This is a genomic window from Tengunoibacter tsumagoiensis (genome assembly GCF_003967535.1).
GTDB lineage: Bacteria > Chloroflexota > Ktedonobacteria > Ktedonobacterales > Ktedonobacteraceae > Tengunoibacter > Tengunoibacter tsumagoiensis.
Map to the genome: position 1 here is coordinate 983,508 of NZ_BIFR01000002.1, position 16,109 is coordinate 999,616.

The 16,109-nt window shown below is 45.8% G+C and carries 13 protein-coding genes; 4 read left to right on the forward strand and 9 right to left on the reverse strand.

Annotated elements, in window-relative coordinates; all coding sequences use genetic code 11:
* Positions 1–42: 42 nt before the first annotated feature.
* The 8 genes from EL628_RS24335 to EL628_RS24370 all read right to left on the reverse strand — a co-directional run bounded on the left by EL628_RS24335 (position 43) and on the right by EL628_RS24370 (position 9,410).
* Positions 43–1,074, reverse strand: a complete 1,032-nt coding sequence (locus EL628_RS24335; RefSeq protein ID WP_126582602.1) for a tyrosine-type recombinase/integrase — start codon at positions 1,072–1,074, stop codon at positions 43–45.
* 594 nt (positions 1,075–1,668) lie between these two features.
* Positions 1,669–2,514, reverse strand: a complete 846-nt coding sequence (locus EL628_RS24340; RefSeq protein WP_245994411.1) for a PP2C family protein-serine/threonine phosphatase — start codon at positions 2,512–2,514, stop codon at positions 1,669–1,671.
* Positions 2,515–2,614: 100 nt separating this feature from the next.
* Positions 2,615–3,490: an MbnB/TglH/ChrH family RiPP precursor modification enzyme gene (locus tag EL628_RS24345; RefSeq protein WP_126582603.1), complete on the reverse strand. Its 876-nt coding sequence runs from the start codon at positions 3,488–3,490 to the stop codon at positions 2,615–2,617.
* A gap of 186 nt (positions 3,491–3,676) precedes the next feature.
* A complete protein-coding gene (locus EL628_RS24350) occupies positions 3,677–5,842 on the reverse strand; it encodes a glycosyltransferase (RefSeq protein WP_161975739.1) in 2,166 nt (721 codons plus the stop codon).
* Between the two features lie 866 nt (positions 5,843–6,708).
* Entirely contained in the window at positions 6,709–8,064 is a 1,356-nt protein-coding gene (locus tag EL628_RS24355) for a hypothetical protein (protein ID WP_126582605.1), read from the reverse strand.
* Positions 8,065–8,445: 381 nt separating this feature from the next.
* Positions 8,446–8,823: a hypothetical protein gene (locus tag EL628_RS24360; RefSeq protein ID WP_126582606.1), complete on the reverse strand. Its 378-nt coding sequence runs from the start codon at positions 8,821–8,823 to the stop codon at positions 8,446–8,448.
* On the reverse strand, positions 8,792–9,184 hold the full coding sequence (locus EL628_RS24365) for a response regulator (RefSeq protein ID WP_126582607.1): 393 nt from the start codon (positions 9,182–9,184) through the stop codon (positions 8,792–8,794). The genes EL628_RS24360 and EL628_RS24365 overlap by 32 nt, the downstream gene beginning before the upstream one ends.
* On the reverse strand, positions 9,153–9,410 hold the full coding sequence (locus EL628_RS24370) for a hypothetical protein (protein WP_126582608.1): 258 nt from the start codon (positions 9,408–9,410) through the stop codon (positions 9,153–9,155). The genes EL628_RS24365 and EL628_RS24370 overlap by 32 nt, the downstream gene beginning before the upstream one ends.
* Positions 9,411–9,630: 220 nt before the next feature.
* Here EL628_RS24370 and EL628_RS24375 point away from each other — a divergent pair, with 220 nt between their 5' ends.
* Positions 9,631–11,070, forward strand: coding sequence for a helix-turn-helix domain-containing protein (locus tag EL628_RS24375; protein WP_126582609.1), 1,440 nt, complete (start codon positions 9,631–9,633; stop codon positions 11,068–11,070).
* Entirely contained in the window at positions 11,067–11,588 is a 522-nt protein-coding gene (locus tag EL628_RS24380; protein ID WP_126582610.1) for a flavoprotein, read from the forward strand. The genes EL628_RS24375 and EL628_RS24380 overlap by 4 nt, the downstream gene beginning before the upstream one ends.
* A gap of 291 nt (positions 11,589–11,879) precedes the next feature.
* On the opposite strand, the gene EL628_RS24385 is transcribed toward EL628_RS24380, so the two are convergent.
* Positions 11,880–12,164, reverse strand: coding sequence for an SbcC/MukB-like Walker B domain-containing protein (locus EL628_RS24385; protein ID WP_126582611.1), 285 nt, complete (start codon positions 12,162–12,164; stop codon positions 11,880–11,882).
* 306 nt (positions 12,165–12,470) lie between these two features.
* On the opposite strand from EL628_RS24385, the gene EL628_RS24390 reads away from it, so the two are divergent.
* A complete protein-coding gene (locus EL628_RS24390) occupies positions 12,471–14,846 on the forward strand; it encodes a type I restriction-modification system subunit M (protein WP_126582612.1) in 2,376 nt (791 codons plus the stop codon).
* Entirely contained in the window at positions 14,840–16,108 is a 1,269-nt protein-coding gene (locus tag EL628_RS24395; RefSeq protein ID WP_126582613.1) for a restriction endonuclease subunit S, read from the forward strand. Before EL628_RS24390 ends, EL628_RS24395 begins: the two co-directional genes overlap by 7 nt.
* The last annotated feature ends 1 nt before the right edge of the window (position 16,109 follow it).

Sequence of the window (16,109 nt, forward strand, 5' to 3'; positions counted from 1 at the left end):
AAATTTGTTGTGATTAATCACGCAAATAATTCTTACAGAGCTTTATTCTAAACCAAATAAAGAAGCAAGCGTATCTGAATACTTATTATCTGCTTGCGTAAGGGCAGCTAAATATCGGCCTGTTGTTGCCAACGACTCATGTCCTAATCGCGCCTGGATTTCACTGACTTTAGCTCCTGCGTCTTCCATTGTACGTGCATATGTATGCCGTGCTATATGGACTTTGGAAACTCCCAGACGCTGCTTGAATATATTGGCTACTGATCGAATAGTAAGTGGCGCCAGCACATCTTTACTGTTATACTCTGTTTTTGCGGATTGACGAGTGAAGCTAATCCAAAGAGGAGCATCGGCAGGTATATTTTCTAGTTTTCCATAAGCCACGCCCATCCACTCAAGTAGTGCCTGGGAAACAGTGGTTGGAATAGTATCACGCATTGTTTTTCCACCTTTACATTTTTCAAAGGTGATTGTTATCTTCCTATCCTTCCCCTGCAGATTGATATTATGCCAGCGCAACGCAATAACTTCGGAGAGACGTCTACCAGTTTGAAAAAAAATAGCTATCATTGCATAGTCTCGCGCTCCTTTACCAGTTGTGCGATCAATGGCTTTTATGAGCCTGGCTACTTCTAAGGGTTCTAGTGGCTGCACATTTTTATATGGTTGAACTTTTGCACGTTCGACAGAGTTAATAGGATTACCACATGTAAAAAAGTGGCGCTTGTTAGCAAAATTGTAAAAGCTGCTGATAATAGCTAGTCGTTGATTATATGTAGTCTCCGAGATTGCGCGATTTCTGGCAGATATTCCCGCAAAGATCTGGGCAGCTAATGTAATTTCCATGATTGCATGTTGATAAGCTTGGGCTGATTCATCACCATTTGTATTTGACTGAGGATTGAGGTCGCGTCCACCTTGCCAGAGAAATTCTCTGAAAGATGTTAAGGTATCTTTGTAGGCTTGATACGTTTTTTTACTTCCTGAAAGATGTGTTTTTGTATCAAGCCAGAGACCAATAACGATATCAATTGTATTTCTGCTATTAGTCTCTAAGAGATTTTGGTCACCCATTGTATAATACCTCAGTGGTGAATGCTGATACGTTCGTGAGTTGCGCTTTTATTCCTGTACTATTGACTGTCTAATCGACAAAAACTGTTTGCTTGATAAACGTTTGAAGAAAGGCCATTGTTTCTCAACTTTCATTGGGTAGTTAGTATTATCCTAAGGAAGTAAGTTAAGTATCCAAAATACGTAAGAGTGAGGAAGCTTGAAGGCATATGAGTGAGCAGGAATAAGAAAGCATTCCTTAACAGATGCGCATCCTATTCAATGTTCGGGATAGTAACGCGCTTTGTGACAATTATGGGAAAGTATATGTGATGATCGAAGATGGGGCGCGTCGAAGGAAGGTGAATAGAGCTCGGCGACTTAATAAATAGTGAGTGGTTATATACGAAATAGGGAAACGAATAAACAACTATATAGACTGAGGTTGAGATAGCAATCAACTGATGACCAGGTGGGTGTACGCTGTGAGAGAACTGGTGTCTGAGAGATGAGGCAAGGAGGCGAGCCTGCGGTTGAATTGTGGCTCCCATTGCTCTGCCTCTCTCTGCAAAGCGGTTGTTTCTGAGGAGTGTGAAACGCTGATGCGTTCTTCTCTCAAGAATAGGAGACGACTATCGCCGTGATATCATCCGGCTTGGCTCGAAAATGCATTTGCTGCGATCTCTGGTACGCAGCGCTTACGAGCCTTTGAGCTTTGTTTTCGTCTGATTGGTGCAGCACTGTTGCGATTTCGTGATCCGTCAGATTATCATGAACGCCATCCGTACATACCACAAGAGTATCTCCAGGAACAAGTGCCAATGAGCGCGTCTGAATGCGAGGGAAGTCAGACCAGCCGACCGCACAGGTAATTTGATGTCTTCGCGCAAAGTGGGCCTGCTCCTCAGGTGAGAGATCACTGGCCCTTTCCGCTTGCTCAATCTGTCGGCTTGCCTCCTTTGTAATGATTCCTCGACGAACCGCGAAAGGGAAATAGCCATTATCTTCTGTCAGGCGCTGGAGTGCTTCAGACCGTAGGAGATAGATGCGGCTATCTCCTATATGTGCTGTGGTTGCATACACTTGATCCTGTTGGAGCGAAAGAACAACCAGTGCTGCGGTGGTGGCAGGTCGTTTCTCTTCTGGCGGGATTTCGAGTGAGGCAATGGCTTTGTCCGCAGTGTGTATCATGGTCTGAAGCTCTTCTTCAATACATGGAAGCGCTTCGCGTTGCTCAGAAGAAAGGGCACGCCACGCCGCTGCAATCGTTTTTCCAGCCAGATGGGAGACGAATCGACCATGATCTCGTCCTCCTACAGAATCAAAGACGCCGAACAGACCCATCGTGGTGTCACTGAGGATGAAATCTTCACTTTGTGTATGGTGCGGTCGAGCCTGATTTGCACTTTCAATCCAACATATGTGAGAAGACCGTTGAAAAAGAGCTTTTGTGTTTTCCAATAGTTGTTCCTCTCTGTATCAATATCTACAATCAGTGTCTCTTATCGAATCTGCTTTCTCCACGTGTAGGTGTGAAGAAATTCCAGGTGGACAGGGAGTATTATGCCTCTTTGAATCCAATGCCTTCAGGTCTCAATCTTTGGCTGGATTGCAGTATCCTTCGTGCATATGCCATTTGGTGCAAAAGATCGTCCATCGATGGAAAGTGGGCATCATGTTCAAAGATGACATTTTTGATGGGGCATAGCGAAGCAAGCGTTTGAAACAGAGAGAATATCTCTGGTGAGACAAGTTCACTGTGCCCATCAACCAGCCAATCACCTCGCCAGTAACCGCCTGCTAGATGAACCTGGACCAGGTGGGAGAGAGGCATTTGACGCAAAAAGTGCTCAGCATCAAAATGGTGATTGGCTGCATTAATAAACGCATTGGTCACATCCAGTAAGACGCCACAACCAGTTGCACTGACAATCTCTTGAAAAAAAGTCGCCTGGTCAAGAGAGCTGTGCGGAATCTCGAGCATGTAGGTTACATTTTCCAGAATAAGTGGCTTTTCAAGTGCATCTTGAAGCGTAAGCACCCGACTTATCAGGTGTTCAAGCAGTTCTTCAGTAAACCACAGTGGAGCAAGGTGCCCAATATCCTTGCCTGGCACACGTGTGAGACAGAGATGCTCGCTATAATAGGGAGACTTCGTCAGATCCGAGATGCGCTTGATCCCTCGCAGATAAGATGGTTCTAATGGCATACATGAACCAATGGAGAGATCGACCCCATGGGGGATGACAGGAAAAGAGGCGCAAAGCTCTTCTAAAGCTATGATAGCTTCTGGGGTGGAAAGATAATTATCTGTAATGATCTCCAGAAAATCAATCTGATCGCGATGGGCAAAGATTCCCGCTCTTAGTTCAGAACGATATCCTAGACCAACCCCGAGCGTAGGCAGAGAGGCCGTCAGATTCTTTCCTCCTGACATGGGGAGCTCCTTTCTTTCTGTTCCATCTGGATTGATTGACGCTGAGATGCGACCATAGGTATCTGTGAGAACGCTGTTTTTCTCGTGCGAAAGAAACAATGTTGACAACGCTGACAGCCAGAATCAGCAAAGAGCAGTGTGCGCGAGGTACTTCTCACCTGTTGAAATTGGAAGGGTGATGTGACTTTATGCTTCTGATGGTGAATCATTCGACACTCCTATGATGTGTTGTTCTTGTAACGTGAAGAGGATCTCCAAAATGTCGTCAGTCAGGTCAGTGGCCTGGAGATACTGTTCAGTTTTCTCAATGATGGCCGCAACTGGATGATGTTCCTGACACAGATTCAGGAGAAAGGAGGTCTCTCTATTGAATGTAAAGACTTTTAATGTGAGCGAATGAGGTTCTCTTTGAAACACAAGGTCATAGTGCCCTGACTGGATCGCTATTTCTTCGAGCGCTTGCTGATTTTTCAACGCATCCATTAGAGAGATGATAGGATAGACAAATGTTTCTTGAAAGACACCAGATAAAAGCGTTGGAATGGAGTTCAACTGTATCGGAACAGTAGCAAATGAAGGATTTAGGTTAATTGAAGTAAATGCATCATCTGATGTCGTCTGATAGGTGTAACGATAATGCAATCGTTCATATTTTGCAATCTCACTGGCATAGGGAGGAGCACTTTCGTCAAGAGCCAGGGATTGTTCCATGAAAGTGCCAAATGCAAGCATGCGAGGAAAGAAGTCTTCCTGAGGATGTGCAGGGTAGTACTGGTAAAAACGATTGAACAAGCGTTGGATGAGTGTTTCTTCCAGCAGAAACGTTGCGGGATAGATGGAACGAAAATAGCCCTGTTGCTTCATTTTCAGCGATGTTGCAAAATAGTCTAAAAGGCGTCGATCAATGGCCCGAAGTGCTTGTTTCTCTTGCTCTGTTAAAAGATAGTGGGCAAACGAAACATCTGGGGCGATGGCGAAAAGGTGACGAAAGGCATCATTCGTATAAAGATGAGCGAGATGGGATTGCATTTCAGCCAGACTCATACGCATTCTCCTTTGCTGAATATCTTCATAGATCTGCGGAAAGAATCGCTGCCAACCTTGTTCAGCTGCCATTGTCATCTGCTGGTGTGTCCTTCCAACATCTTGAAAGCCCTGTAGCCCAATCTGCTGGCTGGAATGAGGATGTTGAATGATGGTGCGTAATGTTGCCGCCAGTTCATCCTGATGATGGGGATCGACGAGAAAGACATTGGCTCCATGGTGCAGATGATGATAGTATGGTTGCTTTTCAGCTATTTCATGAGAGAGAACCTGACAGGTGCCACAGGCAAAGATCTCCTGAGGGATGAGTGGCGTGTGAATAGGGATAGGAAAATCCCGTTCCAGGAAGCAGACGGCGGTACAGGCACGAATAAATTGGGGAACAGTCCAATGGGGAAGAAAGGGAAGGAGCCACGTGTGAGTGGCTATTCCCACTTCCTCAATGGTTTCGGCAAACCTTTTGAGCGCGGAAGCGCTTCCTTGAGCCAATGTGAGAAATTGAAAGGCAATCCCTTGTCGTTGAAGACAAGCGAGTGCTTTTACCAGATCAAAGCTCCCTTTCACCTCACCAATTTTGCCATATATACCTATGGTTGGCACCTGAGGCTGGAAGGTTTTCTGTGCAAAACGGCGAAAGACCTCATAATAAGGATCAGCTGGGAGATGATCATGCATCCACGCAAGTACTGCATTGACATCAAGAGGTGGGGTATCTGGTGTGAACATATGTGGAGGAAGATAAGAACCTGCTGGGAACGTAAGTTTCTCCTGGGAAATTCCTAGATGTAAGAAGCCTCTATAGGTAGCAGGTGTGGCCACAATATAGTCTGCGGACAGAAGAACTTCGCGATAAGCTGTTTGCAACTCCGCAGACTGAAAGAGTGACCCTATATCACTGCCAGCATGACGGATTCCAAACGGAACCCCTGTCCAGGATGAAGCCAGGGATGCAGCGACGGCATAAGGCTCCAGGTAATAACTATAAATCAATTGGCACTGATGTGTGCGAATAACCTCCGTTGCCATCGCTGCAAGTTTTGTGACGAAAGGATTTGCATAGGGGATATAATGGCGACGTTCTTCTTTTTGGGTCGTATGAATCGTTATTGATCCCTGACAATCCGCAGGCAAAGGTGGAAATGCTGTCCATTCCAAACATCGATAGTGTGGTTCAACTTCTTCCGCATTCGTCACCACATGAACGTGAATGCCAGCCTTCGCCAGGATATAGGCTAACCACTGATTATCCTTACTTACGCCTCCCTGAATAGGGAAAAATTTACCAATCAGACAAAGAGTTAAAGGCATGGCCCTTCTCCTTTTTCTCGGGATTATTATACGACCTCTGCGCATCAGCCAGCGTGAGGGAGGACGTTGATCACCGTCTCCTCCCTTGTGTTCAGTGTGTCTAAAAAGAACGAAGTGTTCAAGCCCTCATTTTTGAGAAAAAAGGGTGGATCAGAGAAACTGCTTCTAGAAACTTATCTAGAGATCAGACTTGGGGGGATCTCTTCCTGCAAGCTTGAGAAGGGTGCGCCAGAATGACATTCTAATTTACACGTATTTTTACATGTTGTAGGGACACTGCACGTTTCCTTACAGGTATCTCCATAGCTCAACGAAACAAGGGAATGAGACACCAGCGCAAGCTGGAAACGAGATGGGCGCGAATCTTGGGAAGTATGTCCAGTAAAAATGTTCACTGCATTCATAATTAAAGAGCTCTCCTTTCGATGAAAACAAGTGCCGACAAAGAACAGGCAACAACATCTTATTCAAGGCGATATCGGTTGCTGCTGGCAGAGATCGTCTATGAAAAGAGTAGCATACAATGTGATCCATTTCTCCTCTAAAGTGTTCATTGCACTAAAAAGTTGAATGTGCAGAGTAAATCACAACGTGAAGTGAAGCTTATCACTATGGGGTAAAAGCGTCTTTGCTCTAGAAGATAAAAGCTACTGTTCGACACTTCGTTATATGATGTTTGAAAGGGGACGTACTCGAATTGGGCATAAACTCGGTCTTCTCAAATGGAAACGACGGTAATAAAAATCTTGCGCAGACTCAGAAGAATTGAAGCATCTTTTCCTGGTCCGTTGCAAAATGATAGGCGTGAGTAAAGACCGTGCTGGCTGCTGGAATATCAGCATGTGTACAGATGTGGAATGAGAGTGTCACGTCAGCACCTCCTTACGGGCCTGATAATACGAACGAAGCATAGTTTTTAAGTAAAGTACATCTGGGTCTTTCTTGTACGAAGTCAAAAGGAGTTGGCAGTAGATGCTATGAATAATATTGATATTCACGGTCAGATTCAACTCACGACAAATTTCGAAAGCATTGAGGAGTTTCATAATCACGTCATAATAATTCTTTGCACTCATCGCTGCGTGAGCCGACACAATATCGATCCAGGCCTGCCTTCTCAACTGGTTTCGTGCAATTCCTCGGATTCCTTTTAATGAGGAAAGCTGATCCAATTCCTCAAGCGCTTTCTCAGGACGTCCAACACCGGTCAGTGTGATAGCATGTCCAAGAAGAAACATACCTTCATTCAGACTATGAATCGGAGTATGGTGGCTTATGATATGATCTGATCCAATAGTTTCCTTTGCTCTTTTTGCAAGGTCAAGCGCAATAGCGAGATCAGAGGAACTTCTCTTGAGATGGACATAGGAACGACTGAGCTCCATCAAGAGCCGACCTTTCAGGGAGGAAGGGGCAGATGGAAGGGCTTGCTCAAAATCGCTGATAGCAAGCCCTATCCTTTGTGGATTAATCTGAAATGACCCTGTCTGATTTTTTTCTCCAAATAAGCCACTCACTAGATGCGTGTATCCTCGGGTATAGAAAGCCTGAGCAACCTCTGTTGTTCCTTGCGTGGCGTGTACGATATGGACAGCATTGTTCGCGTAGGCCAGAGACTGTTGGAATTTGCCTTGTGATCGCGTGACCTCGGCTCCAAGCTGATAATACCCATTGAGAAGGGATTGGATGTGTTGCTGTAAGCTCCCTTTACTGGCTTTTCTCGCCGGTTCGAGCGTCAGGATAGCTCGATCTATATCACAGAGGAGTGTTCCAGCAGTGTTCGTATAATGGAGTTTCCAGAAGAGATCAAGCTCCTTGTCGTACCGTTGGGGATCTTCTAACACACGTTCAATCAGCGGAGAACGCTTCAAAGATGGTTCATGAGGAACCTTGAATGCAACCTGGCTCAGAGGTAAAAGACCGAATAGCGCATATGGAATCTGGAGGATATCAGCAAGTATCCGACGACGGTGAATATGGGTTGGCACGCGATTTTCATTTTCCATACTGAATATCCAGGAAGCCGTAATGCCTTTTGACTTCTTGCCTTTCTCATCATCTCCCTGTATTTCAAGGGCAGTGCTATACAATCTGGCTGCTTCTTCAGCACTTATCCCCATCTGTTGTCGAAAATCCCGCATGACTTGACCAGCGTTGGGCCAGCCATCTTTTTGCAGGGTATAAGGCCCGTATTGGCCGCCTTCGCCCCAGAAAGTTGACATGAACAACGCCTCCTTTATCTTACCATATGTGCAATTTTACCCATTGAGCATTGATTAGATCATTCTCTCGTTTTTTTTTTTCTTGATGAAGTCAGGGAGTTGAAGTCTCGTTCTCCGTTTCTCTCTTTCAGAGGATTATTTCCTTCTGTGACCCTCTCCCTGGCTTGGGCCATAGGCGAGATAGAAAATAGAGGAGGTCTTGGAACGAGTTCATCTTCTGGACGAGTCTTGATAGTCTCTCTACAATCTATGAACCGTTCAGCATCAGAGCTCCAGGAACCGCCACACAAGCTCCTATCAGGAAGGATGGATAAGCAAGCCCACTCTGATCCCTGTGGTTGTGTCTAGAGCCTCTTGAAAAAGAGGCTCGACTATGACGCTTCAACCTCTTCTGGATGAAAACTCTGGATTGGAGACGGTTGTCTCTCCTGGTCCTTCAACAAAGCGCATCTCTCCTCCACCTGGAAGGTGAAGGGTAAACCGGTGTAACGATCCATGAATGGGTTCATGGTGCTTCCTGGTTCCATCGGGGAAGAGCAAACTCAGTCGGTCAGACGCATCCTTGAAACAGGTGACGCCATGTTGGAGGAGCCATCGATAGACCTGTAATTGCTCTTCTGGTTTGAGAGGGGGGATCGTGATTCTTTGTTCACTGAAGTCTTCTCCCTCTTCTGATGTCAGCTCTGTAGTCGGTTTTAAAAACGCTTCCCCGCCTCGTTTTTTCTGTTTATCTAGGATTCGTTTCAGTCTCGTTAACACTTATTTCTCCTCTTATAAGCTCGAGCAATGCTTTCACCGTAAACGGCTTGAACAAGATATGTGCGTTGTGTTGATGGCGTAGTTCTTCAGCGACCTTCGTCTCTTTGGCATCCACCAGGACGATCAACCGGGCAGACGGACAACAGGAGTGAAGTCCTGTGACTATGCTCGGCAGATTCTTGCTATCCAGGTCAATTACCATGAGGTCCGGTTTGATGGTGAGCTGTGGAAGTTCACTGAAAGCGATCACATGATCCTCAAAACTTTTGACAGAGAAGTGTTCTAAGCGGAGCTGGAGTTCAATGATCGCGCAGACGGAGTTCCAGGGTTTAATGATGACCGCCTTCTGTGTCAGGTCCATCAAACAGCTCTCCTTTCATGTTCCATACGTCATCATCGATAAGGATGGCTCGAACCTCTTCCTGCTTTCCTGCCAGGTGCAATTGCTGTAAATGGTCATATATGCGCTCCATATGGGCAGTGATTGCCTCATGATTAGAGACGACAGCGAGACCATAGAGTCCATTGCTTGCCCCTTGTGCTTCTCGCTCAAAATTCTCTCTCATCCGCTGTATATTGCTTTTCATTGCTCCCTCAAAGTAACAGATCCAACTCATTACGAACAAACGCTTTAAAACCTGGTTTGTATTACTGTCTATTGATACAATACCCTAGAATTATGAAGAATAGATTGCCCATACTATGACAAATGTTGCAATTTTATTGATAAATGAATGAGGTATGATACAATATGCGTAAAATATCCATTGTTCTATGCTTGTCAATATGTTTGAGGGGAGCTGGATCATGGTGCCATTAAAAAAAGGGAACGACAAGTTACGATATCAAAGGGAAGTGCGCGGTTGGTCTCAAGCTGTCGTCGCAATGAAAATAGGGACTGCTACAGAAGTAATATCTAGATGGGAAACGGGAGGGCGCACCCCTGGGCGATTTTATCAAACAAAGCTTTGTGAGCTATTTGAGCAAACAGCAGAAGAACTTGGGTTTGTTGCTCCGATAGAGGGAGAGAAGACTGCCGTCGTTGTTGAAGATTTGCCAAATGATGCCAAAACAAACTACATCTCTGTAAACCACCTCTCTACGGCAATTTCGCAAGGTATAATTGAAGCAGTAAAAGATATGGGAGGTTTGGATATGGAGAGTACACGTCGTGAGGCTCTGAAAACCATCGCAGCACTTTCTAGTGGTGCATTCTATACCTATCAGACTACTACAGATATAGAGGTTTTAGAAAGACTTTCAAAAGCTTTAAAGCGTAATCCATCTGGATTAGATCAGCAGGTCCTGGAAAGCCTGGAAGCCGTTGTCAAAAAGAAACGGTTACAATTTGCAAGTAGCGAAGGCCAGGAATGGAAAGATATTTTACAGGACGCGTATGGAACACTTAGCCTCATAACTCAGCATCTAGAGCGCTCTCAACCTCCAAAAACGTATGCGAGACTCTGTAACCTTGCCAGTGAGACCAGCTATCTTATAGGGAATATCTTTTATAATGAGGGACGCTATGAGATTACTGATAGATATTATGCTGAAGCATTAGAGGCAGCGAAAGAAGCGAAGAATGATGCTTTAAGCTCTGTCATTTTTACTGGTCGTGGGCTTGTTTCAATTTATATAGGTGAGCCGCTGAAAGGGTTACCGTTTCTTGAGCAAGCAAAGATTTTGGCCGCCCGTACATCTTCACATGATATGCTACGCACCTGGATTTGTGCAGTTCATAGTGAAATACATGCCAGATCACACAACTATACTAGCTTTCTACAAGAAATAGAGAATGCCAAGACTTTTCTGGCGAGAAATAATGGAGGTATAGCTCCCCTTTCCTTTGAGGATGCGATCATACACGCACATATAAGTGAGTCGAAACTATTTGGATTTGAGGGAATCGGATACATACAATTTAACAAATCAGTAGAAGCACAGAAAGCTCTTACAACGCAGCTAAATCGTATAAAAGAAACCCCGAATGCATCACGGCTGAAGGATCAGTCCGTTACCCTTGTAGATTTAGGTCTTGCCTATACACAACAGGCGGAAATTAAAGCTGCGTGTGATTGTATAGGCCAGGCCCTTGATTGTATTCAGGTGACTGGTCTAACAAGCTCTTTTCAAAGAGTCGTGAAAATAAAGCAAGAATTAAAGCCGTGGGAGCGTATGCCACAGGTAAAATCTCTCAATGAGCAGATGGCGCATACTTTAACAACTCTTCAAGGAGGATATGCATGACTACTTGGAGACAAGGAAAAGGTGTTCTTTACGTTGTTGCTTGTGGAAGCTCAAAGGCGGAGCTCGTCTATGCCTTTGTAGCCAGGGCACAAGAAGAGGGTTGGAATGTGTGCGCAATTGTTACTCCAAGTGCAAAAAAATTCTTGAATATTCCGCTGCTCTCCAAAGTGACAGGATATCCAGTACGAAGCGAATATAAACAACCAGATGAGCCTGACCTCCTGCCACGTGCTGACGGTATTGTTGTGCTTCCTGCTACCTTCAACACGATAAATAAATGGGCGCTAGGCATTAGCGATACACTTGCGGTTGGTATCCTCAGTGAGTATACAGGATTACATACGCCCATTGTTGCTGTTCCCTGTTGTTCCGGTGGACTTGATACCAATCCAGCTTTCAGGCGCAGTCTTCGCATGCTCAAGCGATATGGCATACATGTGTTATCGAATGAATCATTAACGAGCGATCCCTTTCTCAATGAAACTATTTTAGACAATCTCACACGAGGTAGGGAATAAACCTGGGATGCTCTGATGGTTAGCGTAAGGTTGCTCCGCTAGTCGTGTCTCACACAAATCTTCTGCTACGGCCATACAAATGATCAACATATACCGAGCCAAGGGAATCTCTAGAAGCAGTTCACAGAAATATTCTATCAGATGTGGCAGGCCCTGGTGTTTTAATGATGAAAGTATAACCCCCTGATCTTTCTAAAAGAGAATCCACTCCAAAATGAATCCTCCTAACAGTGGAACTTCTTCTGGGGAAGGTGCAAGAAAGCCGAATTGGAAGTACCACTGTACCGTATATTAAATCCTGCTAACTTCAGTGCTTCCGTCGACAAGCTTCATTTGATACTTGTTTTCAAACTCATTAAAAACCTCGTCCTGATGTGAGACAACAATCACACATGCTAACTCGTCTTTCAATGCCTGGAGGACGTGGATCATATCTTGGCAGCCAGTTGTGTCCAGGCTTCCAAAGCCTTCATCAATAATGACAGACTCTACGCGGTGGCTTTCACCTCCAGCGTATCGACCAATACCCATCGCCAGGCTGACAGCAATGCGGAACTGTTGACTTCCACTCAGCAATTCAACATCTAATGGCTGCTCTGTATGGTGTTTCTGGTGAGATTAGTCGGCTGAAGCCAGGAATTGCGTGTCTGCCATCTTGCAAGGTAGCAGACACTTGAGTTAAAATAAAAGACACATCGTGACGCTAGCAGTTCGAATGACGCTGGCAATCATTCTTCCTTTTTCTATTCTGGTGGCACTCTCTTTTTTTATAAGCAGAGTGATTGGCTCCACAACGGGACTCGTGTCATGTTCGTGTGGATGGTATCTCAAAATCTTTCCCAGACTGTACCTCTTATAGAAAGTTGATGGCAAACGTCTTTCATGGCAGTAAAGAAAAGTGAAATTTATAGTTCGTTGTGGAAGCTGTGCGACGAGCTTCGTGGTGGGATGGATGCCTCGCAGTATAAAGACTATATTCTGGTCCTTCTGTTTATGAAATATGTCTCCGATAAGTATGCTGGTGATCCCCATGCTGAGGTGGTCATCCCCGAGGGTGGTAGCTTTGCGGATATGGTGGCATTGGACGGCAAGAAGGATATTGGCGATGGCATTAATAAGATTATCGCGAAACTCGCTGAGGCCAATAATCTCCGCGGCGTGATCGATGTGGCAGACTTTAATGATGAGGATAAGCTGGGCAAGGGCAAGGAGATGCAAGATCGCCTCTCAAATCTGGTGAAGATTTTTAATTCACCAGAGCTCGACTTCCGCAAGAATCGCGCTGAGGGTGATGACCTGCTGGGTGATGCCTATGAGTATCTGATGCGCCACTTTGCGACTGAGTCTGGTAAAAGTAAGGGGCAGTTCTATACTCCAGCTGAGGTCTCGCGCATTATGGCGAAAGTGATTGGTATCAGTAAAGCGACGAGCGCCAGGCAGACTCTCTATGATCCAACCTGCGGCTCCGGCTCACTACTGTTGAAGGCCGCTGATGAGTCGCCGGTGGGCATTTCGATCTATGGCCAGGAGATGGATAACTCAACCTATGCTCTGGCTACCATGAATATGTTTTTGCATAATCATCCAACTGCTGTTATCCACCGCGATAATTCGCTGGCGCACCCCTATTTTAAACAGGGCTCTGAGAATAAGCCCGAAGATACACGACTGGCGACGTTTGATTTTGCGGTTGCCAATCCCCCCTTCTCCAGCAAGGCCTGGAGCAATGGTTTTAACGCGTATGCAGACCCCTATGGACGCTTCGCACTGGGCGTGCCACCGCAGAAGAATGGAGACTATGCTTTCCTCTTGCATATCCTGCATTCGCTCAAAAGTACCGGACGTGGCGCAGTGATTCTGCCCCATGGTGTGCTGTTTCGTGGCAACGCGGAGGCGGAGATCCGTAAGAATATTATCGAGCGCGGCTATATTCGTGGCATTATCGGGCTACCTGCCAATCTGTTCTATGGAACGGGCATCCCGGCCTGCATTATTGTGCTGGATAAAGAGAACGCCCATGCCCGTACTGGGATCTTTATGATTGATGCCAGCAAGGGCTTTATGAAGGATGGCAATAAGAATCGCTTGCGCCACCAGGATATTCATAAGATTGTCGATGTCTTTAACCGCCAGCTTGAGCTTCCGCGCTACTCGCGTATGGTGGGCCTGGATGAGATTATCGAGAATGATTATAATCTGAATATTCCCCGCTATATTGATAGCTCGGAGCCTGAGGATCTGCACGATATCGAGGCACACCTGCTCGGTGGTATCCCCGATCGCGATATCGAGGCCCTCTCAGGCTACTGGGAGATCTTCCCATCCCTCAAACAACATCTGTTTGCCGCTGATCTGCGTCCCGGCTATAGCCAGTTGCGTGTTTCCAATGACGAGATCAAAGCGACGATCTTTGCCCATCCCGAGTTTGTGCAGTACAACCAGGCGATCACCGAGCTCTTCAAGCGCTGGCAGGCCAATAATAGTCCAGGCCTGTATGGGCTGGGTGTTGGTAGTCATCCGAAACAGCTGATCGAGCGGCTCTCCGAGGATATCCTGCAGGTGTTTGGACAGGCTCAGCTCGTCGATAAGTACGATGTCTATCAGCACCTGATGAGCTACTGGTCGGATGTGATGCAGGACGATGTCTACCTGATCGCGCTGGATGGCTGGAAGGCCAGCAGCGATCTGATCCCTGCTAATCTAATCATCCAACGCTACTTCCAGACGGAGCAGCAACAGATTGAGAAGCTGGAAGCCGACAAAGAGGCGATCACGCTCAAGATGACCGAGCTGGAAGAGGAACATACCGGTGAGGGTGGCCTCTTAGAGGAAGCGGTGAACGAGAAGGGCAAGCTGACCCGCGCTAGCGTCAAGATCCGCATCAAAACCATTTTCGGCGAGCCCGATAGCGAACAGGAACGCGAACTGCTCGATACCTATCTGACGCTGCTGGATCAGGAGGCCGAGGCAAGCAAGAAGGTGAAGACTGCCCAGAAGGCCCTCGATGCAAAGGTGGTAAAGAAGTATGAGCAACTGAGCGAGGATGAGGTGAAGGTGTTGGTGATTGAAGATAAGTGGCTGGAGACTCTGAATGGAGATGTGCAGGGTGAGCTGAATCGGGTTTCGCAGGCGTTGGCGGGGCGGGTGAAGGAGCTTGCAGAGCGATATGATGTTCCGTTGCCTCTTCTTTCAAGAGATGCCGAAGAACTGACTCATAAGGTTGAAGCTCATTTAAAAAGTATGGGGCTTGTATGGTAGCAACATCAAAAGTCACGATGGTAAATCTGGGATATAAACAAACAGATTTAGGCATGATTCCGGAAGATTGGGAGGCCAAAACTTTCGGTGAAGTTATGACTGGGTTTACGAGCGGGGCCACGCCTTCTCGGACACATCCCGAATTTTTTAAAGGGGATATACGTTGGATCACCAGTAGAGAGCTGGGTTACAACGTTATTAATGATACAATTGAGAAGATATCAGTTGAAGCTGTTTTCAAGACAAATCTTAAATTGCTTCCTAAAGGAACTTTTTTAATAGCAATTACGGGAATGGAAGCAGAGGGAACAAGAGGAAGATGTGGAATTGTTGGTGAAGAGGCGACAACTAACCAGCACTGTATGGCTCTTTTCCCATCTAAAGAGCTGAATACTTCTTATCTTTTTCACTATTATATGTATAAAGGAAAAGCTTTAGCAGTACAATATTGCCAAGGTACAAAACAACAAGATTATACAGGCAAGATTGTCAAATTACTTCCTATTGTGTTTCCTCCATCTATTAAAGAGCAACAAGCCATCGCCACCGCCCTCAGCGACATAGATGCCCTGATCACCTCGCTCGACAAGCTGATCTCCAAGAAACGTGCTATCAAGCAGGCGACGATGCAGCAACTGCTGACTGGGAAGATGCGGTTGCCGGGGTTTAGTGGAAATGAAAATGGCAAATTAGGAGATCTTTTTGACCTAAATCCCAAGAGAACTTTGATTAGTGATACTGACTCAGTAACTCTTATTCGTATGGAAGACATTTCAGAAAATGGAACCATTCTTAATCAAAATGTTGTGCCCCTGTCGTTGATCAAGAAAGGGCTTACTTTTTTTGAGCGTAATGATGTGCTTGTGGCTAAGATAACTCCATGTTTTGAAAATGGAAAAGGCGCGTGCCTTGATACTCTAAAGACCAGATTTGGATTTGGTAGCACTGAGTTTCATATACTTCGGGCGAAGAGAAATGCAATTTCTCGATATATATTTTATCAAACCCAAACTGTTGAATTTAGACAGCAGTTAGAATTGGAGATGATTGGTACCGCGGGTCAAAAGAGAGTACCACTGCAGTCTATAAGGAATTATGTATTGCCTGTGCTTCACTCGAGGGAGGAACAACAAGCCATCGCCGCCGTCCTTTCCGATATGGATACCGAGATCGAGGCGTTAGAACAGAGGCGAGACAAGACAGTCATGGTAAAGCAAGGAATGATGCAAGAGCTACTCACAGGGAAGACGAGGTTAGTTTGAT